The 24,091-nt window shown below is 70.4% G+C and carries 21 protein-coding genes, 1 tRNA gene, 1 other RNA gene and 4 pseudogenes; 10 read left to right on the forward strand and 17 right to left on the reverse strand.

Features of this window, described 5'->3' with window-relative positions:
- Positions 1-127: 127 nt before the first annotated feature.
- A complete protein-coding gene (locus tag ACRWNP_RS00400; RefSeq protein WP_431958821.1) occupies positions 128-3,736 on the reverse strand; it encodes a LamG-like jellyroll fold domain-containing protein in 3,609 nt (1,202 codons plus the stop codon).
- Positions 3,737-4,108: 372 nt separating this feature from the next.
- On the opposite strand from ACRWNP_RS00400, the pseudogene ACRWNP_RS00405 reads away from it, so the two are divergent.
- The 3 genes and pseudogenes from ACRWNP_RS00405 to ACRWNP_RS00415 form a co-directional block, all read left to right on the forward strand.
- Positions 4,109-4,216: pseudogene (locus ACRWNP_RS00405) on the forward strand (phosphorothioated DNA-binding restriction endonuclease); the annotation flags it as partial.
- A gap of 64 nt (positions 4,217-4,280) precedes the next feature.
- Positions 4,281-4,559, forward strand: a complete 279-nt coding sequence (locus ACRWNP_RS00410; RefSeq protein ID WP_039657654.1) for a CopG family transcriptional regulator — start codon at positions 4,281-4,283, stop codon at positions 4,557-4,559.
- Entirely contained in the window at positions 4,556-4,981 is a 426-nt protein-coding gene (locus ACRWNP_RS00415; protein WP_431958822.1) for a PIN domain-containing protein, read from the forward strand. Before ACRWNP_RS00410 ends, ACRWNP_RS00415 begins: the two co-directional genes overlap by 4 nt.
- Before the next feature lie 444 nt (positions 4,982-5,425).
- Here ACRWNP_RS00415 and ACRWNP_RS00420 read toward each other — a convergent pair.
- Positions 5,426-6,057, reverse strand: a pseudogene (locus ACRWNP_RS00420) (tyrosine-type recombinase/integrase); the annotation flags it as partial.
- Positions 6,058-6,874: 817 nt separating this feature from the next.
- On the opposite strand from ACRWNP_RS00420, the gene ACRWNP_RS00425 reads away from it, so the two are divergent.
- The 3 genes and pseudogenes from ACRWNP_RS00425 to ACRWNP_RS00435 all read left to right on the forward strand — a co-directional run bounded on the left by ACRWNP_RS00425 (position 6,875) and on the right by ACRWNP_RS00435 (position 7,934).
- The gene (locus ACRWNP_RS00425; RefSeq protein ID WP_431958823.1) at positions 6,875-7,249 is read left to right on the forward strand and encodes a hypothetical protein; all 375 of its coding nucleotides are present in this window, start codon (positions 6,875-6,877) and stop codon (positions 7,247-7,249) included.
- 29 nt (positions 7,250-7,278) lie between these two features.
- A pseudogene (locus tag ACRWNP_RS00430) lies at positions 7,279-7,554 on the forward strand (helix-turn-helix domain-containing protein); the annotation flags it as partial.
- Between the two features lie 65 nt (positions 7,555-7,619).
- Positions 7,620-7,934 (forward strand): hypothetical protein, encoded by a 315-nt coding sequence (locus ACRWNP_RS00435; protein ID WP_431959216.1) that lies wholly within the window; start codon positions 7,620-7,622, stop codon positions 7,932-7,934.
- 192 nt (positions 7,935-8,126) lie between these two features.
- Here ACRWNP_RS00435 and ACRWNP_RS00440 read toward each other — a convergent pair whose 3' ends face one another.
- Both ACRWNP_RS00440 and ACRWNP_RS00445 read right to left on the reverse strand, forming a co-directional pair.
- Positions 8,127-9,686 carry an alpha/beta hydrolase gene (locus ACRWNP_RS00440; RefSeq protein ID WP_431958824.1) on the reverse strand — a complete coding sequence of 520 codons (1,560 nt, stop codon included), beginning with the start codon at positions 9,684-9,686 and terminating at the stop codon, positions 8,127-8,129.
- A gap of 224 nt (positions 9,687-9,910) precedes the next feature.
- Entirely contained in the window at positions 9,911-10,375 is a 465-nt protein-coding gene (locus ACRWNP_RS00445) for a GNAT family N-acetyltransferase (protein ID WP_431958825.1), read from the reverse strand.
- A gap of 67 nt (positions 10,376-10,442) precedes the next feature.
- Here ACRWNP_RS00445 and ACRWNP_RS00450 point away from each other — a divergent pair, with 67 nt between their 5' ends.
- Positions 10,443-10,619, forward strand: a complete 177-nt coding sequence (locus tag ACRWNP_RS00450; RefSeq protein WP_431958826.1) for a hypothetical protein — start codon at positions 10,443-10,445, stop codon at positions 10,617-10,619.
- A gap of 132 nt (positions 10,620-10,751) precedes the next feature.
- Positions 10,752-12,542 (forward strand): prolyl oligopeptidase family serine peptidase, encoded by a 1,791-nt coding sequence (locus tag ACRWNP_RS00455; RefSeq protein ID WP_431958827.1) that lies wholly within the window; start codon positions 10,752-10,754, stop codon positions 12,540-12,542.
- On the opposite strand, the gene ACRWNP_RS00460 is transcribed toward ACRWNP_RS00455, so the two are convergent.
- From ACRWNP_RS00460 to ffs, 9 genes are all read right to left on the reverse strand, one after another.
- Positions 12,498-13,352 carry an SURF1 family protein gene (locus ACRWNP_RS00460; RefSeq protein WP_431958828.1) on the reverse strand — a complete coding sequence of 285 codons (855 nt, stop codon included), beginning with the start codon at positions 13,350-13,352 and terminating at the stop codon, positions 12,498-12,500. The two genes, ACRWNP_RS00455 and ACRWNP_RS00460, sit on opposite strands and share 45 nt — an antisense overlap.
- A gap of 48 nt (positions 13,353-13,400) precedes the next feature.
- A complete protein-coding gene (locus ACRWNP_RS00465) occupies positions 13,401-14,432 on the reverse strand; it encodes a hypothetical protein (RefSeq protein ID WP_431958829.1) in 1,032 nt (343 codons plus the stop codon).
- Positions 14,429-14,995 (reverse strand): SigE family RNA polymerase sigma factor, encoded by a 567-nt coding sequence (locus ACRWNP_RS00470; protein ID WP_431959217.1) that lies wholly within the window; start codon positions 14,993-14,995, stop codon positions 14,429-14,431. The genes ACRWNP_RS00465 and ACRWNP_RS00470 overlap by 4 nt, the downstream gene beginning before the upstream one ends.
- 390 nt (positions 14,996-15,385) lie before the next feature.
- On the reverse strand, positions 15,386-16,660 hold the full coding sequence (locus ACRWNP_RS00475; RefSeq protein WP_431958830.1) for an aspartate kinase: 1,275 nt from the start codon (positions 16,658-16,660) through the stop codon (positions 15,386-15,388).
- 242 nt (positions 16,661-16,902) lie between these two features.
- The gene (locus ACRWNP_RS00480; RefSeq protein ID WP_431958831.1) at positions 16,903-17,550 is read right to left on the reverse strand and encodes a DUF5063 domain-containing protein; all 648 of its coding nucleotides are present in this window, start codon (positions 17,548-17,550) and stop codon (positions 16,903-16,905) included.
- Positions 17,543-18,142 (reverse strand): recombination mediator RecR, encoded by a 600-nt coding sequence (recR, locus tag ACRWNP_RS00485; RefSeq protein ID WP_431958832.1) that lies wholly within the window; start codon positions 18,140-18,142, stop codon positions 17,543-17,545. The genes ACRWNP_RS00480 and recR overlap by 8 nt, the downstream gene beginning before the upstream one ends.
- Positions 18,143-18,167: 25 nt before the next feature.
- Complete coding sequence (locus tag ACRWNP_RS00490) at positions 18,168-18,503, reverse strand: YbaB/EbfC family nucleoid-associated protein (RefSeq protein ID WP_431958833.1); 336 nt, start codon at positions 18,501-18,503, stop codon at positions 18,168-18,170.
- Between the two features lie 157 nt (positions 18,504-18,660).
- Entirely contained in the window at positions 18,661-20,814 is a 2,154-nt protein-coding gene (locus ACRWNP_RS00495; RefSeq protein ID WP_431958834.1) for a DNA polymerase III subunit gamma and tau, read from the reverse strand.
- A gap of 112 nt (positions 20,815-20,926) precedes the next feature.
- An RNA gene (gene ffs, locus ACRWNP_RS00500) (signal recognition particle sRNA small type) lies at positions 20,927-21,023 on the reverse strand.
- A gap of 72 nt (positions 21,024-21,095) precedes the next feature.
- Between ffs and ACRWNP_RS00505 the strand changes: the two genes are divergently transcribed.
- Positions 21,096-21,183 (forward strand) — tRNA-Ser (locus ACRWNP_RS00505).
- 202 nt (positions 21,184-21,385) lie between these two features.
- Here the strand turns inward: ACRWNP_RS00505 and ACRWNP_RS00510 are convergent.
- Positions 21,386-21,742: pseudogene (locus ACRWNP_RS00510) on the reverse strand (tyrosine-type recombinase/integrase); the annotation flags it as partial.
- Here ACRWNP_RS00510 and ACRWNP_RS00515 point away from each other — a divergent pair.
- The gene (locus ACRWNP_RS00515; RefSeq protein WP_431958835.1) at positions 21,624-22,034 is read left to right on the forward strand and encodes a plasmid pRiA4b ORF-3 family protein; all 411 of its coding nucleotides are present in this window, start codon (positions 21,624-21,626) and stop codon (positions 22,032-22,034) included. The pseudogene ACRWNP_RS00510 and the gene ACRWNP_RS00515 overlap by 119 nt on opposite strands.
- Before the next feature lie 131 nt (positions 22,035-22,165).
- On the opposite strand, the gene ACRWNP_RS00520 is transcribed toward ACRWNP_RS00515, so the two are convergent.
- From ACRWNP_RS00520 to ACRWNP_RS00530, 3 genes are all read right to left on the reverse strand, one after another.
- Complete coding sequence (locus tag ACRWNP_RS00520) at positions 22,166-22,579, reverse strand: DNA-binding protein (RefSeq protein ID WP_431958836.1); 414 nt, start codon at positions 22,577-22,579, stop codon at positions 22,166-22,168.
- Complete coding sequence (locus tag ACRWNP_RS00525) at positions 22,561-22,845, reverse strand: hypothetical protein (protein ID WP_431958837.1); 285 nt, start codon at positions 22,843-22,845, stop codon at positions 22,561-22,563. The genes ACRWNP_RS00520 and ACRWNP_RS00525 overlap by 19 nt, the downstream gene beginning before the upstream one ends.
- 632 nt (positions 22,846-23,477) lie before the next feature.
- Positions 23,478-23,720, reverse strand: a complete 243-nt coding sequence (locus ACRWNP_RS00530; RefSeq protein WP_431958838.1) for a hypothetical protein — start codon at positions 23,718-23,720, stop codon at positions 23,478-23,480.
- Between the last annotated feature and the right edge of the window lie 371 nt (positions 23,721-24,091).

The following is a 24,091-nucleotide window of genomic DNA, read 5'->3' on the forward strand; positions in this document are numbered from 1 at the left end:
GATTGTCCGCTCCCACCCCGTTGTTCTACGTCATGAAAGGCCCACAGAGCCGCGAAGACCGACAAGCGATGTGCTGTGGCGCCTCGGTGCGGCGCTCCACCGGCGCCGCACCACTTCTCCGCGACGGTCAGTCGCCCACCCGGACCTCGACCTGCTCCGGGCTCGCCATCGCCCCCGCCCACAGGCGCAGTTCAGCAACCCTGGCGGGCAGGTAGTGCTTCCACACTCCGCCGGTGAAGCCCTTGCCGACGGCGAAGTCGCCGCTGCCGATCTCGGCGGTGTACACCTTGGCGTCGCCGTTCTGCCCGTAGCCCAGGTAGAGGCTGATCGTCCCGTCGACCGAGTCGTGAACGCCGGTCAGCCGGACCGGGCTGTCCACGGCGGCGACTTCGTCAGAGACGACGGAGGAGAAGGAGCCGTCAGCGTTGAGCCGGCCGAAGTGCCAGACGCCGACCGGCACCGTGGTCTCCTCCAACGTCTCCTCGTCCAGGACGGTGTCCTTGCCGGTCAGCTCATACCACAGACCCCAGGCCGAGCCGTCGCCGGTGCGCTGACCGATGACCTGCCCCGTATAGCCGACGCTCTTGGTGACAAGTTTTGCCGCGTCCAGTTCCACCAGGGTGGTAGCGGTGAACGAGGCACTGTCGTCCACCAGCGGCCCTGCGACGGTCGCTGCGTCATCGACGCCGTCCAGGATCATGCTCTCGCCATCGATCGACGCACCGCCTGTCAGCGTGAGCGCCTTGCCGTAGCCGGAGGTCGTGTCGGCGATCGTGGTGCCGCTGCCGCGGGCCGCGGAGAAGTCCGCGACGAGTTCCGCACCAGCGTACTTGTCAGAAATGAGCAGGCGGGCCTCGTCGTGGACCTCCTTCGGTGTCAGGGCGCGCTGCCACACGGCGGGTTCGTCGATCGAGCCGTGCATGAAGTCCTTGTAGACGTCGGCGTGCAGCACCCGGCCGATCTGCAGCGGCCCGTCCGCGTCCCATGCCGGACCGGCGTCGGTGCTCCCCTGCAGGACACCGTTCACGTAGAGGCTGATCGTCTTGCTGGTGGCGTCATGGACGCCGGCCACATGGGTCCACACACCGCGAGGCGAGGGCCTTGTGGACTTGATCTCGTGGTAGGCGGGCTCGGTGGACAGCACCCGCATGCTCCATGTGTTGTCGCCTCCGGCGCCGTAGGACAGGTAGAAGGGGCTGTACTTCTGCGTCCATGGACTGGTGGTCGGGCTCTGGCTGAGCACGGTCAAGGTGTGATTGGCCTGCGGGTCGACACGTACCCAGGCGGCGATGGTGTACGAGGAACGGGTCTCCAGAGCCTGTCCGCCGGTGGCGGCGTAGCCGGTGGTGCCGTTGAGAACCAAGCCCTTGTCCGTCACCGCGCTCTCCAGGGGCTGCCCCTCGGCGTCGTGAGTGACCAGCCCGCGCCGCCCGCGGTCATCGCGGCTAGCGTCACCCCCCAGCGTCGCGTCGTCGCTGCCGTCGCCGGTCGCAGAGTCCAGCGCCGTACCGCTGGCCTCGTCGAAGTGCCAGCGTCCGACCGGACCTTCGCCCGCGGCAACAAGGAAGTCCACCACGTTCTGCGCGCCCCAGCGACCTACCGTGTCCTTCGCCCGCACATACAGGCTGTACGTGCCGGAGCTATCGGGCGTGATGTCCTTCGACACCGTTGATCCGTTGATGGCCGTTGACCAGGCGTCCGCGGTGGACAGCTTGTACTGGTAGGCGACGTTGGAGTCGCCGGTGGCCGGGGCGAAGGTGAAGGTGCCCTTCCGGCCCGGTCCGCCTCCTGCCGCGCAGGCCGTGTCCGTGCAGGCCGAGTAGGGGCTGCCGACGGTGATCTTCGGGGCCTTCGGGGCGGTCGGGTCGACCTTGAAATAGCACCAGCCGGTCGTCGAGGCGTTCGACGGCCCCGACAGGTAGCTGCCGCCGCTGTTGTAGTACGAGCGGACCCAGGCCCGGTACCGGTACAGCTTGCCCTCGGTCAGCGTCGACCAGGACTTGGTCAGCTTCACACCGTCCCCGACGTACCCGCTGGAAGGACTCAAGTCGCCGTTGCCCGCTGTGGTGTCCGACCACGTGCTGTCGCTGTTCTTGTGGTCGAGGTCGAAGTAGACCCGCAGCTGAGCGTCCTTCTCGCCGCCCGACGCGGTCTGTGCCGTCGCTGTCAGGGCCGGGGTCGGGTCGGAGACGACCGCCGGGTCCGACTCGGCCGTCTCGCACACCGTGCCCGAGCCGGTCATCAGCCCGATGCCGGTCGGCTTGGCAGGCAGGCCGACGAAGTCGACGGACAGGACGGCGTCGTTCTTGAACCGCTTCCAGGCACTGGTGTCGGACTCATCGTGCGCCCGGACCTCCAGCGTGAGCCGGGAGAACTTGCCCGCCGCGAAACTCCGCACTGTCGGCGTCAGGTTTTCGTTCGTCTCCTCCGGATTGTCGTTGAACTCGATCGGCGCGTCCGGGGAGTCCGGATCACACAGCGAACCGCGCCCCGCCGACACATGCCGGTCGCCCATCAGGTCCAGCGCCTTCGGCCGGGAGGACCATGTGGTGGAGGAAGAGATGTTGTTCGTGCGTACCAGATCCACCCAGCGCGGCTCACACTGGAACGCCCACGGCTCGGTCACCCGGAACGTGGCGTCCAGCACCTGCTTACCCTTCAGGCTCGCCGGGGAGAACTCGAAGTACAGCCGCTGGACATAGCCCGGACCGCAGTAATAGCCGCTCCACGTACCGCACTTGCCCGCCCCCTTGCCGAGGCCGTCGTCGCCGTTGCCCCAGCCGTACGACTCGTAGCCGTCACTGCGCAGCAGCGTGCGCTCCGACTCGCCCCAGGTCACCGTCGGGTCGATGTACAGCGGAAACGCCGCTGCCTCCGTCCCGGCCAGCATCTCGGCGTCCGGGATCACCGTGAGCGCGTCGTCGGACACCTTCACGTCCATCGTGGTGACGGTGTCCCCCGCCCCGGGCTCAGCGCCCTCAGCGGGAGAGGCACCCACCTCCGCCGGATCCGAGCCCTCGGTGTCCGCGGCGTCCGCCGCCAGAGACATCGGCTGCGCACCGGATGCCGCACCGGCGGAGTCCCACATCTGAGCAGGCGGAGCCCGGAAGACACGGTTACCGTCGTCGTCGATCGCGGTGAGATTGCCCGCCTTCCCCTTGAGCAGGCTCAGGCCGGTCGCTTTCAACGAGTAGTCGATCTGCTTCAGCTCCTCCTGGGCGGCGGCCTCAGGAGTCTTGACCACCAGTACGTGGCGGAACCCCTCCACGGAGGCCGTGATCCTCAGATCGACGCCCGGAAGCACGTCCGCGTACACCGCGCTGGTCCCGTCCAGCACCGGTTCGGGGAGCTTGCCCGGCCACCCCATCTGGAGCGACCGTCCCCGGTCGGAGATCTTCACCAGCGGCTCGGTGTCCCCACCGCCGGAGAACTCCATCTCGACAGCCGCAGCCTTCGGCGCCACCGTGCCGTCCCCACGGACCTCCAAGGTGGCGTCCGGCGCCTGCCAGCCCCCGCCGGACGTGGGCACTCGCACGGGAACCGCGGACTCCTCCAGCGTGAAGGTGAAGCCGTCCGGGTTAGCGAAAACCGTCGTACGCTCCGACCGCTCCCCGGTGACCTCGACCCGCTGCCCCGACTCCTGGGCCGCGGCGAGCGCCTTCTGCCCCTCCGACAGCGCAGGCTGTGCCTCGTCCGCCGCTGCCTGGGAAACCGGCCCCCAAGCATGTACAGCCACCAGGACTGCCACCGCAGTCACAGCGGAACGCAGACTCCGCACCTGTCTTCCATGCACGCCGCCAGCGCGACGCCCCCGTCTCAAGCTCACAGCCCCACCCCAAGTTCACGACCCAGTCATGACTCTTGCTTGATGCAACCTTTGCCATGGACATGAGAAGGAAAACGTTGTGTGATGAATCTGTGACCGAGGGGGTCCGCGGTGCACTGCGGTTGTACTTGGGCGGTGCTTCCACGAAAGCTACTCCCGCTCCCTGCAAAGGGTGAGCAAGCTGTTGATCTGTAACTCCTCGCGCCAGGCCCGGCCGGGCAGGCGCCCTGTCGGCCGGCAGCAATGAAGACGTGATCGCCGGACGAAGGGAGAAGCTCCGGCCCGCTCATCGGACCTCAACCGGGCGCCAGTCCCGTCGCGGCGGTCCACCGCTCCTGGCACACCAGCCAGGTCTTCCACGGCAGCCCACGCCCCGCCCCGGCCGCCTGATCGCCGAGCGCCTATCACGTGACCCGCTGGTAAGGAGTGCGATACCGGGAGTATGGTCTCTCGTATGGCGACGAAGAAGGTAACCGTGACGATTCCCGAGGATCTCCTGGACGAGATCCGCGCGGACGCGGCAGAGCGGGGCCTGTCGGCGTATGTCGCCGAAGCGCTGCGCTTCAAGCGTGACCGGGACCGGCTCCTGGAACTGGTCGACTGGCTGCAGGAAGAGCACGGCCCCATCACCGAGGACGAGCATGCGGCAGCGCTCGTCGAGCTGGACGAACTCGACGCCGAACACGAGCGGCGTCGAACCGCCGGAAAGCACAACGCCGGAGAGGCTGCGTGAAGAAGCGAGCCGCCGAGCACGGACAGCGACCCCTCCGCGTCTTCGTACTGGACTGTGAAGCCCTGTCCCTTGCGGTACGCGGCGACCGGAAGATGATCGCCTGGCTCGACCTCGCGGCACGCGGGGAGGCCGAAGTGGTGACGTCCCCGATGACACTGGTCGAGGCGTACGACGGCAGAACGACCGAGCAGCGCTGGGACTGGGTACTGTCCCGGCTCCAGGTCGTCGACATCGGGAAGGACGAGGCCCGCCAGGCGCGTCGCCTCCTGGCCGACGCCAAGTTGCACGGCCACAAGTACGCGATCGACGCCGTGCTCGCCGTCATCGCGCGACAGCAGAAGGGACAGGTCACCGTCTTCACATCGGATGTCGACGACCTGGAGAAGCTGGTCCCAGACACGATCATCGTCAAGAAGGTCTGACCCGACCCGCGTCCCTCCAGCGCCCGCACCCACGCTGGTGAGCACCCGCGATGCCATCGCGTACTTCGTCCGGACCACATCGGCAGTCTCCGACGCCAGGCAGCGGACGGCAAATAGAGTGGCCGACTCGACTTCCTGGCACCGGTGGGCCGGTGGATTGCCTTCGGGTCGCAGGGCTGACTCTCCAGCACCATCCTGGCAGTAGCACCCTTGGGAGCCATCTGGGAGCCGCCCTGCTCCCGATACCCCCTCCACGCCACCCGAGACCAACCGGGACCACCGGCCTGACCTGCGCAAACGCAATCCAGGCAGGAAAGATCATTAACCGATCCTCATTCGGGACGAAGAGGCCGTGGGTTCAAATCCCGCCACCCCGACTTCGTGAAGTGCAGGTCAGGGCCGGTTTCCTTGCTGGGGAAACCGGCCCTGCTTGTTGTTGAGTCTCTACGGCTTCGGATCGCGCTTGAAGATGCCGTTCATCACGACCGCTCCCGTCTGGATCAACGGGCGGATCTGCTTGCGATAGACCTCCTCGGTGACGGCCGTACCGGAGTGACCGACCAGGCGCGAGATCTCCTCCAGCGGAACCCCACGGTCCGACAGCAGCGAGACGAAGCTACGCCGCAGCTCCCGCGGCATCCATTCCGCTGCGTTCACACCCTCCGCGTTCTTGAGAGCCGCACGGAAGGCCCGCCGGACGTGCAAGGCGTCCGCCTCCTTCCCCACGGCCGAGCAGAACACGAGCCCGTGCTCCTCCCATGAGTCGCCGACCGCCAGGCGGTCCCACCCTTGCTCCTCCCAGTGCTGCCAGAGCACCTCTACGCACCTGGAGGGGAGCGCGAGCGTGCGGCGCGACTTCCTGGTCTTCGTGTCTCCCCGGAGCGGACCGAGCGCCACACCGCCATGTAGAGCGGGGTCGGCGGGTCGGTCCTGGGGTCACCGCGCAGGAAGACATGGTCCCAGGTGAGCGCCCGCATCTCCTCGGTACGCGCTCCGGTGAGGAGCGCCACCACGATGTAGGCGAGCATCGAGGTGCGGGCGGCAGCTGCCAGTACCCCTTCGGCTTGGGCGAGCGTTGGTGCGGATATCGCGGGCGATGGTGGTGGCGATCCCGCTGTGGTTGGGGCGGTCGGCTCCGCGGCTTTACGCAGCCACCATGGGGCGAGCCTCGAAGATCGGGGCCCACGTTGGGTTATTGCGGGGCGGGCACGGAGCCAGCCCGATTCGTGGCCAGCGTACGGGCCCCGATCTCTCGCCCCATGTCGGATCCCGCCCAAAGCCTCTCCGCACCGACCGCGCGGCAAGGTGCAGCATGTACCATCCGCCTGTGCATGACAGGCAGGTGGGCGTACGGAGTGCAGTCGGCTGGATTGCGGGTTGGACCATAGCAACAGCCGTGTGGTGGCTGGTGGGCCGACTCATGGACCCTCCGTGGAATTTGGCCAGGTGCGCATTTCAAGGCGGAGTGCCCGTCGCGGCAATGGCGCTCGGAAGTTACCTCCGCCGAAAGTGACCTGGGCCGTGTGCCACAGCCGTGCCATGTGAGGCGGTGCCGAGCGGGGAGCCACGGGGAACAGCGGTGACTGGAAGGTGTTGCCGCAGTTCAGCGTCCGCCCAGGTGAGGCGTAGTCCGGGCCTTCAGTCTTCCAAACTGGGGCTCTCGCGCCGCCTCGCGTGTCACCTAGACTGCGTCTCGTGGGGGCTGGCGGCAATACGATGCGGCGACGTCATGGAGTGCCTGGGTGGGACCCCAAGGCCTTCCCGAACGCCAACAAGAGAGCTATCGGCGAAGGGGGACCACTCTTCGGGTGGAAGTCCCCAGGTCCCCGGGATCCTCGTTTGATCCTCGTAGGTGGAGCGCTGTTTCTCATCGCAGGTGCGTGGTTTCTGACCATGACGGCGAAGAACGCAGTAGATCTACGCAACGGCGTGCACACGGTAGGGATCATCCGGACGCACTACCACGGCGCCAACGACGATCGCCTCTGGGTGACCTTCACCGTGGCGAATGACCAGGTCACCCGCCAGCTACCAGCAACCACCGACCGCAAGTTGCTGGACGATGGAGACCGCCTAGCCATCGTCTACAAGGCCAACCATCCCGAGAGAGTCATCGCAGAGCGTGACATCGGGAGCGGGTCGTTGTTGTTCTGGTCAGCGTTCACTGCCGTCGGCCTCGCTCTGGTGATCTACTCAGGCCTGACGCTCCATCATGCAAGGAGATGGCAGCTACGCGAAGCCACAGAGCCCCCCAGTTTTGCGAATTGAGCGAACCACTCCCGCGGTATGCCGTTGCTATGCGGTATGCGCAGGGTGGGGGCCTGACCGCTGAGCGGCGGGCGTTTCGTGAACAGGTCCGGCTTGAGGCCGCGGCGCGGTTCGTCCGTGGTGAGAAGACCGCAGCGATCGCGAAGGAGTTACGGATCAGCGAGCGGTCGGTGGAGCGGTGGCGTCGGGCCTGGCGGGAGAGCGGCATCGAGGATCTGCGGTCGGCCGGCCCAGCAAAGGCACCGAAGCTGTCCGCCCAGCAGTTCACGGTGCTGGAGGACGAGCTGGGCAGGGGGCCGACCGCGCAGCAACGGCCACGGCCACGGCCACGGCGCAGAACGACGGGAACTCCTGCACTTGCTGGTTGGACGTGTACGGCTCTACCTACTACCTGTCGCGCCTGGTGTTGATCACGGCATCGGCGGTCGTTGCCGCTGGGCAGAACCTTTCGGGCGGTGTTGGAACCTGGCTAGTGGCTTGGATCCCAGTCCTATCGGTCCTGGTGGCCTCTTTGACCGCGCTCGACACTTGGCTGAAGCCCCAGCAGAAGTGGAAGGGCTCGCTTGAAACCCGTGATGCGGTCTTGGATCTGCTTCTACGCATGGACGACGGGTTAGGCAATGGGGAGGCCCGTCAAGAGTTTCGCGAGATCAAGGATCAGCATCGGGACCGGAACATCTTCTGATCACCAGGGTTCGCTGCCTGCCCCAGGGACACCGGCCCCTACCTTCACCTGCCTCCTGCCGCGCTGGAGCCAGGCGGGGGCCTCACATGTAGGCCAGCAACGATCTGTGCTGGACGGTGGTGGACAGCAAGGGGCAAGAGCCGCAGTGAGCGGGTGCCTGCATGGAGATCCACCCGCGCGCGGTGCGCGGCATCAACCGCAGACCGTGCCGGGTTCGGGGAGTTCGCCGTGGGTCAGGTAGAGGTCGACGGCGTCGTCGATGCAGGGGCTGCCGCGGTGGTAGGCCGTGTGGCCGTCGCCGTCGTAGGTCAGGAGCCGGCCCGAGTCGAGTTGGCGGGCCAGGGACTGGGCCCAGGGGTACGGGGTGGCGGGGTCTCGGGTGGTGCCGACGACGAGGATGGGGGCCGCGCCGGGGGCGGCGATGGGGCGCGGGCTCTGGGTGGGCGGGACGGGCCAGTGGGTGCACAGGACCAGGAACGTGGCCAGTGAGGCGCCGAACTGGGGCGAGGCGCGCAGGAAGGCGGGCAGTGCGGCCTGGGCCTCGGCGTAGGAGAAGCGGGCGCCGAGGGTGGCGCTGAGGCAGTCGACGGCGAGCAGGGCGTCCGCGGCGTTGCCGGAGCCGTTCTCGTCCGCGCCGGCGACCTGCTGGAGTTCGGTGGTGTCGCCGGCCAGGACCTGGCGCAGCATGGTGCGCAGTTCCTCCCAGGAGGCGTCGCGCAGTGCCGTGATGACCGCGGTGATGAAGTCCTCGCCGGTGACGGTGATGTCCTTGCCCTGGCGCAGCGGGCCGGCGTCCAGCTTCTCCCGCAGGCTGTCGAGGACGCGGCCGGCCTCCGCGACGGAGTGGCCGACCGGGCAGTCGGGGCGGGCGACGCAGTCGGCGGCGAAGGACTCCCAGGCCAGCTGGTAGCCGGCGGTGCTGTCCAGGTTCTCCCGGTAGCCGTCGATCGCGGGGTCCACCACGCCGTCCAGGACCATGCGGCCGACCCGGGAGGGAAAGAGGTCGGCGTAGGTCGCGCCCAGGTAGGTGCCGTAGGAGTAGCCGAGGTAGTGCAGGCGCTCGTCGCCGAGGAGGGCGCGCACGACGTCCATGTCGCGTGCCGCGTCGGGGGTACCGACGTGGGGCAGCAGCTCACCGGCGTGCTTCTCGCAGGCGGTGGCGAGTTCCTGGAACGCCTCGTAGGAGTCGGTGATCCCGGCCGCGTCACCGGAGATCCGCAGGCCGAAGCCCATGGGTGTGGCCGGGGTGTCGGTGCCGCAGTCGACGGGGGTGCTGTACTGCACGCCGCGCGGGTCGACGGCGACCAGGTCGTACGCGGTGCGCATGGCCGGCGAGAAGGTGCCGACGGCGGCGACCAGGTAGTCGACGGCGGACTCGCCGGGGCCGCCGGGGTTGATCTGGAGCGAGCCGACGCGGGCGCCGGCACCGCCGGTGGCGCGCACGCGGGCGGCGGTCAGGGTGATGTCGCCGGCCTCCGGGCGGGCGTAGTCCAGGGGCACCGTCACGGTGGCGCACTGGAAGCCGGGCACGTCCTGGCAGGCCGCCCAGTCGAGGTGCTGCTCGTAGTAGCGCCGCAGCTCCGGGGGTACGCCCGCCGCGGGGTCGGCGGCCCGGCCGGCCTCGGGCGCAGGCCGCGGCGGGACGACGGTGGCGCAGGCCGCGGTCAGCAGCAGCCCGCAGGTGCTCAGCACCGCGACCGCTTCGCGCAGCCTGCGCCGGGGTATCCCGCCGGTGTCTCGGACAGCGATCATCGCCACGCCTTCCTCCTGCGCACGTGTGACGGGGGGACCGCCGCCAGACCCGGCGCCCGGGCCGGCCCGGGGCGGTCCTGGTCCGGTCGTGTCGCGGAGCGCTCGGACGCACCCCCCGCGACTCCGCTGCGTCACCAGCCCATCACACGTCGTGCGGAGCGGCGGCCCGAGTGGGCCGAACGCGTGAACCTCCGGGGCGCCCGGGGAGGGGTTCGCCGGGGGATTCAGCGGGGCGCGTAGGCGATGTGCTCGAAGGGCCAGGAGCGGGCCAGCCAGTCGCCGACGACGCGGTGGAGACCGGCGTCCAGGGCCGCGTGGCGGGCGTTGACCCAGGAGCGGACGTCGATGACGCCGGACGCGTCGCGGGAGCCGTAGACGTACACACAGCCGATGACCTCGCCGCCGGGGACGGACAGGACGGTGTAGGTGAAGCCGGTGCGCCGCTCGAAGTCCTCCGCGTGCCTGCGCAGGTCCTCGAGGTTGGCCTCGAGGCTCATGCCGTCCGGCGGCGGCCAGGAGCGGCCCTCGAAGCCGGGGGTGGCGCGGATGTGGTCGATGCTGGACGTCCAGGCGGCGTGGTCGGCGGCGTTGTGCTGCGGGCCGAGGGGTTCCAGGCGGAAGTGGTCGGTGGCGGGCGGGTCCGGGACGACGAAGTCCGGTGGGACCAGGGGCTGTTCTGTGGCGGTCATGGCGTGAGGGTAGCCGGGGCCGCCCGGGACGTCGCCAGTGTGCCGTCGCCGTGCGAAGGTCCGTCCGGTGATCCTGCTGACCGGGGTGGCCCTCGTCGACCAGGTGCTGCGCGCGGGCCGGTGGGGCGGACGCGGCGGGCAGGTCTCCTCGACCGGTTTCGGGGAGCTGAACGCGGGCTTCTCCCCTGGCGGGCGGGGCGAGTCGGACGAACGCCGGGCGACGCCGCTGCCGCGCGGCGCGTAGGGCGACGGAGCGCCCCCGCGGTCGCGGGTGGACCCGGGGCGGGGGAGGGCGCCGATCGTCGTTCCGGGGCGCGATCGCGCGGGTGACGACGGCCACGGTCCGCTGCGGGGCGCGATCGGGTTTGATGGTGTCATGAGCGACGTCATGGCTGGTATGCCGGATTGGGAGAAGCGCTTCCGGGCGCCACGCGTCGGACTGCCGGAGTGGGCGGAGGACGCCCCCCACCGCAGCCTGTTCGTGTCGAATGCGACGGGTACGTACGAGCTCTACGCGTGGGACCGGACGACCGGAGCGCAGCGGCAGGTCACCGACCGGCCGAACGGCACGTCGGACGGGACGCTGACGCCGGACGGCGCGTGGGTGTGGTGGTTCGCGGACACCGACGGGGACGAGTTCGGGGTCTGGATGCGGCAGCCCTTCGAGGGCGGTCCGGACGAGCCGGCCGCGCCCGGCCTGGAGCCCTCGTACCCCGCGGGGCTGGCGCTGGGCCGGGGCGGGCTGGCGGTAGTCGGCCGCTCCACCGACGAGGAGGGCACGACGATCCACGTCGTGCGTCCCGGGGCGGAGCCGGTGGAGATCTACCGGCACGAGGAGTCGGGCGGGGTCGGCGCGCTGTCGGAGGACGGCACGCTGGTCGTCGTCGAGCACACCGAGCACGGCGACGCGATGCACTCGTCGCTGCGGGTCGTCACCACGGACGGCACGACGGTCGCCGAGCTGGACGACAGCGAGGGCGGCACGAAGGAACTGGGCCTGGAGTGCCTGGGGTTCGCCCCCGTGCCGGGGGACGCCCGGCTGCTGGTGGCGCACCAGCGGCGGGGCCGCTGGGAGCCGATGGTCTGGGACGTCGCGGCGGGCACGGAGACGGCGCTGGCGATCGACCTGCCCGGTGACGTCGCGGCGGAGTGGTACCCCGACGGCACCGCGCTGCTGGTGGTGCACTCCTACCGGGCCCGCAGCGAGATCTACCGCTACGTGCTGGCGGACGGGGAGCTGACCCGGCTGGACACCCCTGCGGGCTCGGTGAGCGGCGCCACGGCCCGCCCCGACGGCACGGTGGAGTTCCTGTGGTCGTCGGCGGCGGCGCCCTCCGAGGTGCGGTCGACGACCGGCGCGGTGGTGCTGGAGGCGCCGGGCGAGCGTGCCCCCGGCTCGCTGCCGGTGGAGGACGTGTGGGTGGACGGGCCCGGCGGGCCGGTGCACGCGCTCGTCCAGCGACCCGCGGGGGGCGAGGGCCCTTACCCGACGGTGTTCGAGATCCACGGCGGGCCCACCTGGCACGATTCGGACGCCTTCGCGGCCGGGCCGGCGGCCTGGCTCGACCACGGCTACGCGGTGGTGCGGGTCAACTACCGCGGTTCCACCGGCTACGGCCGGGAGTGGACGGACGCGCTCAAGCACCGCGTCGGCCTGATCGAGCTGGAGGACATCGAGGCGGTCCGGGCGTGGGCGGTGGAGTCGGGCTTCGCCGACCCGGCCCGGATCGTGCTGTCCGGCGGCTCCTGGGGCGGCTTCCTGACGCTGCTGGGTCTCGGCACCCGTCCCGAACTGTGGACGGTGGGCCTGGCGGCGGTGCCGGTCGCGGACTACGTGACGGCGTACGGCGACGAGATGGAGGCACTGAAGGCGCTGGACCGCACCCTGTTCGGCGGTTCCCCCGAGGAGGTCCCGGACCGCTACGAGGCGTCCTCGCCGATCACGTACGTGGCGCGGGTCAAGGCCCCGGTCTACATCTCGGCGGGTCTCAACGACCCGCGCTGCCCGATCCGGCAGATCGACAACTACGTCGAGCGGCTGGCGGGCCTGGGCAAGGTGCACGAGGTCTACCGCTACGACGCCGGGCACGGCTCGCTCGTCGTCGACGAGCGGATCAAGCAGCTACGGCTGGAGCTGGACTTCGTCCGGCGCCACCTCGGCGGCTGAGGCCGCGGCCGGACCCTCCTCCACGGTGAGACCGAGCTCGGCGTCGCGCCGGGTCTCGGCCTCCCGCCGGAGGAGCCGGAACCACATGAAGACCACGAAGCCCGCGAAGACGAACCACTCACCGGTGTAGCCGAGGTTCTGGAAGGCCTTGAGGTCCAGGCCCGTGCCGCTGGGCGCGGCCGGCGGGACGGCCCGCAGGGGCGCGTGGACGGCCTCGGTCTGGGTGATCCACGCGCCGTACACCTGGTACGGGACGAGGTTGACCAGGGACGCCGCGCTGATGATCCCCAGCTGCCCCTCGGGGAGTCCGCCGCGCCCGATCGCGCCGTCGGTGTCGGCGCTCTCGGGCGCCTGCAGGGCCCCGGTGACGGTGACCTCGCCGGCGGGAGCCGCGGGCACGTCGGCGGCGGACGCGCCGTCCGCGTCCCCGGGCAGCCAGCCGCGGACGACGGGCAGGGCGGCCGCGCCGTCGCCGGTGAGCAGCGGGGTGAGCACGTAGTAGCCGGTGTGTCCGTCGAGCTCACGGCCGGGTACGAGGAACTGGTGCGCGCTGTCGTAGCGGCCGGTGGCCGCCACCGCGCGGCCGACCGTCTCGGTGGTGACCGCGGAGGTCGCCCGCGGGAGCAGGCGCTCCAGCGGCACCGCGTCGCGGGCGGCGACCGCGGGCAGGTCCTGTGCGGCCCGGTGACTGTCGACGCGGGCCTCGAACCGGCTCAGCTGCCAGCTGCCCATGAACGTGCAGAGGACCACGGCGCACACCATGAAGAGGTGCCCGCCCAGCCAGCGGGGGGACAGCAGAAACCGGTACACGCCGTCAACGGTACGGGGCACCCGGGTGTCCCCGGGAACCGCCCCCTGCTACTGGGCGGCGACGGCGCCGGTCTTGTAGACCGTACCGGCGCAGGCGCCGTCGATCGTCGCCTTGACGACGGGCGCTCCGGCCTCGGGGGTGTGGCTCAGGACGACGGCCGTCGGACCACCCTGTCCGGGACTGTTCTCGCCCACCGGGGGCGCGGACGCCTCACCGGACGGGCTGTTGGTGGCGGTCGCGGTGGGCGGTGGCGTGGACGGGGCCGTACAACCGCCTGTGTCGCCGCCGGCGGCCGGGACCCAGGTGAACTCCACCCGGTAGCTCTGCCCGGGCTTGAGGATCAGCGCCGTGCCGAGCGAGTCGGGCAGTGTGGTGCCGTCGTTCGCGGTGTGGTCCACGACGCTGATGCGGGCGCTGTCGGCCGTGCCCTGGGTGGCGAAGGTCACCGAACCACCGTCGTCGACGGTGCACGAGCCCTCGGACACGTTCCCCACCTGGAACCAGCCGCTGACCCGGCCCGAGCCGTCGGCGGCGCCGGCGTAGCCGGAGGCGTCGCCGAGGTCCGCCGTGGTGCACAGCGGGGCGTTGGCCGCGAGCGTGTCGGAGGGGCCCGCGGTGCCCGAGGTCCCGGGGGTGACCTGAGTGAGGGAGCCGCCGGTGTGCTTGGGGTCCTCGTCGGGACGGCCGTCGCCGTCGGACGGGCTCGGCGTTCCGCCGCCGGCGGTGGGGCCGTTCGCGTCGCCGTCGGTGCCACCGGTGTCCTGGGCGCTGGAGGCGTTGGCGGTGCCGGTCTTGGCGGATCCGGAGAGGTTCGCCGCGTGGAGGGCGGCGGGGACCGCGACCAGCGCCAGCAGGCACGCGGCCGCGGTGCCGGCCAGCAACTGCCGCCGGTGGGCACGCCGGGCGGGGACCGCGCGGCGCAGGTGCTCCAGCGCCTCGTGGCCGGGCTGGATGTCGCTCACGGCGTCGCGCATGAGCCGGCGCAGCGCCAGTTCGTCGGGGCTCAGCCGCTCTTCGGGGCTGCCGCCGTTGATGTCGTTGTCGGGTTCCATAGAGCCGGGTGGGTTCGGGTTGGTCATGCCGGGGCCTCCATCGCGACGCGGAGCGCCGCGAGACCACGCGAGCCGTACGCCTTCACCGAGCCTATGGAAACGCCGAGGGTCTCGGCCACTTGGGCTTCGGTCATGTCGGCGAAGTAGCGCAGGACGAGGACCTCGCGCTGCCGGCGCTGCAGCTTGCGCAACGCCGCCTTCAGCTCGTCGCGCTCCAGCGCCTCGTACGCGCCCTCCTCGGCGCTCGCCATGTCGGGCATGGGCTTGGACAGCAGTCGCATGCCCATGATGCGGCGGCGGAGCGCGGAGCGGGAGAGGTTGACGACGGTCTGCCGGAGGTAGGCAAGGGTCTTCTCGGGTTCGCGGACCCGCTTGCGGGCCGAGTGGACGCGGATGAAGGCCTCCTGGACGACGTCCTCGCAGGAGGCGGTGTCGTCCAGCAGGAGCGCGGCGAGGCCGAGCAGCGAGCGGTAGTGGGCCCGGTAGGTCTCGGTCAGGTGGTCGACGGTGGTCCCGACTGACATCGTGCCGTCAGTGTCGCCGCGGTCGCGGTCCGAGGGCGCCTGTGCCACAGGCCAGGGCGCGATCACCGGGATGCCGCCGACCGCGCGCGACGGCCTCCGGACGTGCGGGCGCGCCGGAGCGCTGCTCCGCCCCACGAGGGGTGCTTCGATGCCGAGTGCCTCTGCCACGACTGTTGGACACGCGTCCCCCCGTCAGGGTTGTACGCCGGAGGCACCGTTTTTGACGGTGTAGCACATATGCCCATGCGTACCAACTCTTCCCCAATGCCCCATCTTGCTGGCGCTGTTGCGCCGCGCCCGGCCTGCAGCACAGTAGGGCAGTGCGCTGACACAAAGACGCTCCCTGCGCGCCGCGCGGTTGCGACACACAGGGAGCTGAAATTGTCTGGCGCCTACAGGCTTCCGATCAAGCGGTATAGACCAGGGATTTGGGTCGCCCGACCGGAATCGGGCTGCTCAGCGACCCGTTCCTCCGTAGACGACCGCTTCGTCGGTTTCGCTGTCCAGGCCGAACGCGGAGTGCACGGCGCGCACGGCCTCGTTGACGTCGTCGGCACGGGTGACGACCGAGATGCGGATCTCGGAGGTGGAGATCAGCTCGATGTTCACGCCCGCGTTGGACAGCGCCTCGAAGAACTGCGCCGTGACCCCGGGGTTGGTCTTCATCCCGGCGCCGACGAGCGAGATCTTGGCGATCTGGTCGTCGTAGCGGAGCGTCTCGAAGCCGATGGTGTCCTGGACGCGCTTCAGGGCCTCGATCGCCTTCGGGCCGTCGGCCTTGGGGAGGGTGAAGGAGATGTCGGTCAGGCCGGTGGCCGCGGCCGACACGTTCTGCACCACCATGTCGATGTTGATCTCGGCGTCCGCGATCGCCCTGAAGATCACGGCGGCCTCGCCCGGCTTGTCGGGCACACCGACGACCGTCACCTTGGCCTCGGATGTGTCGTGCGCGACACCGGAGATGATCGCGTGCTCCATGCCCTTCTGGTCCTCTCGCGGCTCATTGCTGACCCAAGTGCCCTGGAGGCCGGAGAACGACGACCGGACGTGGATCGGGATGTTGTAACGGCGGGCGTACTCCACACAGCGGTGGAGCAGCACCTTGGAGCCGGAGCTGGCGAGCTCCAGCATGTCCTCGGACGAGATCCAGTCGATCTTCCGCGCCTTCTTCACCACGCGCGGGTCGGCGGTGAACACGCCGTCGACGTCGGTGTAGATCTCGCACACCTCGGCGTCCAGGGCCGCCGCCAGCGCCACCGCGGTGGTGTCGGAGCCGCCCCGGCCCAGCGTCGTGATGTCCTTGCTGTCCTGGGACACGCCCTGGAAGCCGGCCACGATCGCGATGTTGCCCTGGTCGAGCGCGGTGCGGATGCGACCCGGCGTGACGTCGATGATGCGCGCTTTGTTGTGGACGGAGTCGGTGATGACACCTGCCTGGCTGCCGGTGAACGACTGCGCCTCGTGTCCGAGGTTTTTGATCGCCATCGCCAGCAGGGCCATGGAGATCCGTTCTCCGGCGGTCAGCAGCATGTCGAACTCGCGGCCGGTAGGCATCGGAGATACCTGCTCGGCGAGCTCGATCAACTCGTCCGTCGTGTCACCCATCGCCGAGACCACGACGACCACCTGGTGGCCGCTCTTCTTGGCATCGACGATCCGCTTGGCAACGCGCTTGATGCCCTCGGCATCCGCAACGGAGGAGCCGCCGTACTTCTGCACGACAAGGCCCACGTGCGCTCCTCAAATCCGGGACTGCGTTCGGCTCAGTCTAACGAGCAAGCCGGGACGGACCCTTCAATACCACATGTTGAGATGCCGGGCCCACTCTGCGAGCCGTCTGCCCAGCGACACGCCGGTCTGTGCACACCAGGGTGCGTGCTCCGGGTCACTACGGTTGCCTCGATCACGGCCCGGAGCGCCACCACGCACACGCGCCCGCTCCACGGGTGGGGCGGGCGCGTGTGCGTGGTGGTTCAGCGGCTGGGGCGCAGCCCGAGCGGCTTGGCGATCTCGACGGCCATGACCCGGCCGGCCTCGGCGGCGAGCCGGTCCTCGTCGTCCGCGCCGTGGTCGGTGTCCAGGCCGTCCAGCGCGTCCAGCGGACTGTCCAGCCGTACATGGGCGACGAGCGACTGCAGGGCCCGCAGCGAGGCCGAGGCGGTCGGCCCCCAGTTGGACAGGTAGGAGAACTGCCACCACCACAGCGCCTCGCTGACCCGGCCCTCACGGAAGTGCGCCAGCCCGTGCGCGAGGTCCGTCACCACGTCCGCGAGGTCGTCGGAGATCCGGCAGGCCACCGGCGTGCTGCGCGGCACGTACGGGTCGAAGACCTCGGAGTAGACGTCGATCGGCTCCAGCAGCACCGCGAGCCGCTGGCGCAGCTCGTCGGCGTCGGGCTCCGGGCCGATGTCGGGCTCGTAGCGCTCCTCGGGAACGATGTCCTCGTGCGCCCCGAGGCGGCCGCCGGCCAGCAGCAGCTGGGAGACCTCCAGCAGCAGGTAGGGCACCGCGCTGTCGGGGTCGTCGCCCTTGGCGACCTCCCGCACCGACAGGATGAAGCTCTCGATCTGGTCCGCGATCGAGGAGGCGAAGTCGTCGGGGTCCAGGGCGTTGTCAGACATCAAGCAGCCGCCTTCCTTCAAAGGCCCGGCCGAGCGTGACCTCGTCGGCGTACTCCAAGTCGCCGCCGACCGGCAAGCCGCTCGCGAGACGGGTGACCTTCAGTCCCATCGGTTTGACCATGCGTGCGAGATACGTGGCCGTCGCCTCCCCCTCGAGGTTGGGGTCGGTGGCCAGGATCAGCTCGGTGACGGTGCCGTCCGCGAGCCGCGCCAGCAGCTCCCGTATGCGCAGATCGTCCGGACCGACCCCTTCGATCGGGCTGATCGCGCCGCCGAGTACGTGGTAGCGGCCACGGAACTCGCGGGTGCGCTCGATCGCCACCACGTCCTTGGGCTCCTCGACCACGCAGATGACGGACGGGTCGCGGCGCGGATCACGGCAGACCCGGCACTGGTCGGCCTCGGCGACGTTGCCGCAGACCGCGCAGAACCGGACCTTCGCCTTCACCTCACTGAGGGCGTGCGCGAGCCGTCGGACGTCGGCGGGATCGGCCTGAAGGATGTGGAAGGCGATCCTCTGCGCGCTCTTGGGACCCACGCCGGGCAGCCTGCCCAGCTCGTCGATCAGGTCCTGAACCACGCCCTCGTACACGCTGTGCCCTCTTCGTCGCCTGGAACTAGAAAGGAAGGCCGGGGATGCCCCCGAGCCCCTGGGCGAGCGGGCCGAGCTTGCTCTGCTGCAGCTCCTGCGCGCTCGCGGTCGCGTTGTGCACGGCGGCGACGACCAGATCGGCCAGCGTCTCCGTGTCCTCAGGATCGACCGCCTTGGGGTCGATGACCAGACCCCGCAACTCGCCGGCTCCGGTCACGGTCGCCTTCACCAGGCCACCGCCGGCCGTGCCCTCGATCTCCGTCTCGGCGAGCTCCTGCTGGGCCGCCGCGAGGTCCTGCTGCATCTTCTGTGCCTGCTTGAGCAGCTGCTGCATGTTCGGCTGACCACCACCGGGGATCACGGTCTCGCTCCTGCCTCACGACGTCGGTTGTGCGGGTAGGGCGAGCCTACGTGCTCGGGCGCCCGCTCGCGCTACCCGTACGAGGGAACGAGCGGGACGCGTCGCCCGTTCCGCCCCGGCCGCGCCGTTCCTCCCACGAGGAACGGGGGCGCCGCGGCTACTCGTTGGCGATCTCCTCGATCAGGGTGGCACCCAGCTCGCGCACGATGAGGTCGTGACCGCTGAGCGCCGTCTCGTCCAGATCCGGGTCGTCGTCCTCGGGCATGTCGTACTCGATGGGCGGGGGCTCGTCGGCGACGGGCGGGTACGCGGACGCCGCCGGCGCCGCGTTGACGGCGGCGCGGGCCGCCGCGGCGGCAGGCGGCGGCGGGGGCGGCGCCTGGTTCTGGGACTGCTGGTGCGGTTGTTGCTGGGGCTGCTGGTACGGCTGCGGCTGCTGGGCGGGCGCGGCCGGGGACGCGGGGGCGGGACGAGGGCCGCCGGAACCACCGCCCGGTCCCGCCGGGCCGGGGCCGCCGCCTCCGGGGCCGCCGCCCGGGCTGACGATCGCCTCGATGCGCCACTGGACGCCCAGTGCCTCGGTGATCGCCTGCTTGAGCACCTCCTCGTGGCCGCGGTTGGCGAAGCTGTCGCGGGCGCCGGGGTTGTCGAAGCCGATCTGCAGCGTCGCCCCGTCGAAGCCGACGAGCCGGGCGTTCTGGTCCAGCAGTATCCAGGTCACCTTCCGCAGCCGCTTGACCGCCTCGAGGACGGTGGGCCACATCTGGTGGACGCGCGAGGCGTCACCGATGGGCTGCGCTGCCGCGGCGGGTGCGGCCTGTGCCGGCGCGGCGGGCGGCGCCGCGGGGCCGGGCGCCTGGGCCGGAGCCGATGCCGCGGTGGGCCAGGCGCCGGGGCGCTGCCCGCCGCCGGGGGCGGTGGCGGTCGGCCAGGCGCCGGGGCGCTGCGCGGGCGGCGCCGCGGGGGCGGGCGCAGGCGTGGGCTCGGGGGCGGCCGCCGGTGCGGGGGCGGGTACGGGGGCGGCTTCGGCGGGCCGGGCCGGGCCGCCCATCGCCGCGCGCGCCGCGGCGGGGCCGCCGCCGGGCGCGAGCGGCTCGCCGAACTCCACCACCGGGCCCGCAGGGCCGCCTGCGGGGGCCGCGGAACCACCGGCGGACGCACGGCGTTCCAGCCGGTCCAGGCGGGCCTGCAGCGACCGCTCGTCGTCGTAGGCCGTCGGCAGCAGCACCCGGGCGCAGATCAACTCCAGTTGCAGACGCGGCGAGGTCGCCCCGCGCATCTCCGTGAGCCCGGCGTTGACCAGGTCCGCGGCACGGCTGAGCTCCGCCGCCCCGAACACCCCGGCCTGGGCCCGCATCCGCTCCACCACGTCGGCGGGGGCGTCGAGCAGCCCCTTCTCCACCGCGTCCGGCACCGCCGCGAGGATCACCAGGTCCCGCAGCCGCTCCAGCAGGTCGGCCACGAAGCGCCGCGGGTCGTGCCCGCCCTCGATCACACGGTCCACGAGCTCGAACGCCGCACCGCCGTCCCCGGCGGCGAAGGCGTCCACGACGTCGTCCAGCAGCGCGCCGTCGGTGTAGCCGAGCAGCGAGGTCGCCATGGCGTACGTCACACCGGCCTCGCCGGCTCCGGCGAGCAACTGGTCCATCACGGACATCGAGTCACGCACCGAGCCGGCACCGGCCCGGACCACCAGCGGGTAGACCCCGGCCTCGACCGGGATCGCCTCCCGCTCACAGACCTCGGCCAGGTAGTCGCGCAGCGTGCCGGGCGGCACCAGCCGGAACGGGTAGTGGTGGGTGCGCGACCGGATGGTGCCGATGACTTTCTCGGGCTCCGTGGTCGCGAAGATGAACTTCAGGTGCTCCGGGGGCTCCTCTACCACCTTCAGCAGGGCGTTGAAGCCCGCCGGGGTGACCATGTGCGCCTCGTCGATGATGTAGATCTTGTAGCGGCTGCTCGCCGGCCCGAAGAAGGCCTTCTCCCGCAGGTCACGGGCGTCGTCCACACCGCCGTGCGACGCCGCGTCGATCTCGATCACATCGATCGACCCCGGGCCGTTGCGGGCCAGGTCGCGGCACGACTGGCACTCCCCGCACGGCGTCGGCGTCGGGCCCTTCTCGCAGTTCAGGCAGCGCGCCAGGATGCGGGCACTGGTCGTCTTGCCACAGCCGCGCGGCCCGCTGAACAGGTACGCGTGGTTGACCCGGTTGTTCCGCAGCGCCTGCTGCAGCGGGTCGGTGACGTGCTCCTGCCCGATGACCTCGGCGAAGGTCTCGGGGCGATAGCGGCGGTACAGAGCGAGGGACACGCCTACGACGATATCGGCCCCCACCGACACCCGGGCCCCGCACGTGTGACGGGCACCACACCGGCGGCCTCCCCCGGGCACCCCGGGCCGCGTTCCCGCAGGTGCATGGGCAGCAGAAGACCCCCCACGCACCCGCCAGAGCCCACTTACCCTTGCTGCCTTCCGGCCCTGGGGGGGTTCAGCGAGATAGCGCCACGTGAGGGGCTGCGCTCAGCCTACCTGATCGGATCACCCGAGAACGAGTTCGCGAGCACTCCCTCCGGTCTAGTAATGTTTGCCGCGGAGGATTCGCCTAGAGGCCTAGGGCGCACGCTTGGAAAGCGTGTTGGGGGCAACCCCTCACGAGTTCGAATCTCGTATCCTCCGCCAGTGCCTCACCGGGCACGTTGTCGAAGGGCCCCACCGGTCGCGGTGGGGCCCTTCGACGTTCTCCGTCTCGGTTGGTGTCCGGCGAGCTCCACAGCGCCTCGCCGACCTGGCGAGCCACGTTCTTCAGCACGGGTCCGGTCACGTGCATGTATCGCGTGCGCATCCGGGCCGAGCCGCCCGGTTCCCTACCCGTGATCGCGTCCACGACGACATCGGGGACGCCGAGCAGAAGGAGGACCGTCGCCGCGGTGTGGCGAGCGTCGTGCAGCCGGCCGTCCCGCACCCCCGCGAGTTGAAGCAGCTCCTTCCAGTGGTGGTAGTCCGTGTTCGGCACCAGTGGCGAGCCGTCAGGCTGAGCGAAGACGTACCCGGTGCCCTGCCAAGCGTCGCCGGCGGCGATCCTTTCGCGCTCCTGTTCTTCCAGGTGGCGACGGAGCAGCTTGATCAGCGGATCCGGCAGGCCGATGGTGCGGCGGCCGGACGACGAACTCGGATTCCGCGACGAGCGCACCACCACACTGGCCGCCCTACTCAGCCCAGGCGCCCACTTCGTGTACACGTACGACTTCGGGGACTCCTGGGAGCACCTCATCACCGTGGAGCAGTTCCAGACAGCCTCAGCCGGGCTCCGCTATCCGCACTGCGTGGACGGCGCCGGGGCGTGCCCGCCCGAGGACTGCGGCGGCGCCCCCGGCTACAGCGACCTCAAAGTGATCCTTGCCGACCCGGCGCATGAGGAACACCACGCCATGCTGGTATGGCTCGGGCTTCGGTCCGCCACGGTATTCGCCCCTGACCGTTTCACGCCGGACGATGCCAACGCGCGGCTGCTGAGCCTCACAGCACCATGAAAGACGAGCCGTCCGGCCACGCCATCGTTCACGGCCCTGGGTGCTACCGACTGCTCCACCGGCCCCGCCACACTCGGACAAGGACGTACGGACCGACCTCCCGTCCCCCGCGTTCGGGTCTTGGGCGTCGACTACACGGCGACGAGGCGCACTCTGTCGCCGCAGAGCTTCGTCATGTCGTCGATGTCCGAGGTGAGCATGACGACCGGGCGGCGCTGACGCAGCGCCGTCTCGGCCACGGCGGCGTCGATGGCGTATTTGTGACCATGCAGCCCAGCGTTGATCAGCATGGCTGAGGCGGCCTTGGCCTCCTCTTCGCCGATGTGCACGATCCGCACGCCGGACAGGACCCAGGCGAGCCGCGCCTTGTCGGTCCGGCGACGCACCGCTTCGATGATGGTGAGAGCGCTGATGACCACCTCCATGCCCCGCTTGCGGGCTTCGGCGACGAGGGCGACGACGGGCTCGTGATCACTGACGAACTTCGACAGGCCCTCGCAGTCGAGAACGAGGGTGCCTTCGTGACTCAGCCTGCGGCGGGCCACTGCCCCTCCTCGGCGAACACCTCGTCGAGGACCCGGCGTGCCCGCTCCTGCTCGTGCTCGGAGATCGGCCCCTGTCGGCGTTCGTAGTCGGCCAGGTACTCATCCAAGATCTGACCGCGCAGCTCGCGCTCCACCGCTTCGGTGATGAACGCGGAGAACTTACGCTTGCCCACCCGTCGGCGGATCGCCTCCGCCGTCCCCTCGGGCAGGGAAAGGCTGACCCTGGTGGCCGGCCCTTCGCCGACGCTGTAAGGAATCTCGCTCACGGGACAGAGATTATCAAACAAGTAGGAATTCGGTCTTGGTGCAGCGCCCACCGAACGACGTGAGCCGCCCACCCGTCGCCTCCTGGTCTCAGTTCTGGTCTCATTCACCCACGTTCAGTTGCGTCCGGGCGTCACTGAACGATCCGCTCCACCGCAGGCCAGAGCGCCCCCGGCCCTCACTGGACACCCGGACGAACATTTGGAAAGCGTGTTGGGGGCAACCCTTCACGAGTTCGAATCTCGTATCCTCCGCAGCCGCCTGAACAGGCGAAACGAGAAGCCGAGCCGAATCTGCGGCTCGGCTTCTCGTCGTGATCCGGTTGCATTCCTGGTTGCGCTTATATGCATCCGATTCGGACGTTCCGGGTGACTGGGTGGCCCCGCCCCCCGCCTCGCGGATGCCGGCGCCCACCAACGGGGGAGCCTGTCCCGTACGGCATCTGCGGATCACAGGGGTGCGACATCCTTGGAACCCCGCGGCGTCTGCCCGTTGTCATAATCCTGATCTCGCGAGGTGCCCCGGCATGAAGTCCCGATCGACGCTGGCGACTTGGCTGGGCGGCCTCGACGGCTGTCGCCTGGCACGCGTGCTCGAGACACGGAAGGACGCGGCGGCCGCTCCGGAGCTGCGCTCAGTGGGGGAACTGGCCGACCGTCTTCAGCGCCCGGGGTCGGTGGCGCTTGCCCTGCCGCGGCTCGCGCTCCCACACCTCCAGGTCGCCGAAGCGCTGGCGGCACTGCGCGTGCCCGCGTCGCGCGATGCCCTGGCGGAGCTGCTGGGAGTTGCGGACGACGACACCACCCGTGAACTGGCGGCCGTGCTGGAGGCTCTGGCCGATCAGGCTCTGGTCTGGCCGGACGGCGCGGCTCCGCATGACCGGACCGCTGCGGCAGGCCTGGGACGCGCCGCTGGGTCTGGATGCCCCGCTGGAAGAACTGCTCGCCGACGCGACCTCCTCTTGCGGCACTGGGCGCCAAGCCGCCCGGCAGCAAGTCGCAGCGACTGACGGCGCTACTGGAACACCACAGCGACCCGGAGCGGATCCTCTCCGTGGTCGCCAAGGCCCCTGCGGCGGCCCGGAAGCTGCTCGAAGGCCGAGCGGGGGCCGGGCCAGCGGGGCCCGCGCGCTTCATCATGTTCGGGAGTCCGGGCTCCGATCCCGAACCGGGCGCTCGATGGGCACGCGAACGGGGGTTCCTGGTCCAGGACCGTCACCGCTACGGCCCGGCCCGTATGCCCGCCGAG

Origin of the sequence: Actinacidiphila sp. bgisy160 (genome assembly GCF_965342435.1) — a bacterium.
Taxonomy (GTDB): domain Bacteria; phylum Actinomycetota; class Actinomycetes; order Streptomycetales; family Streptomycetaceae; genus Actinacidiphila.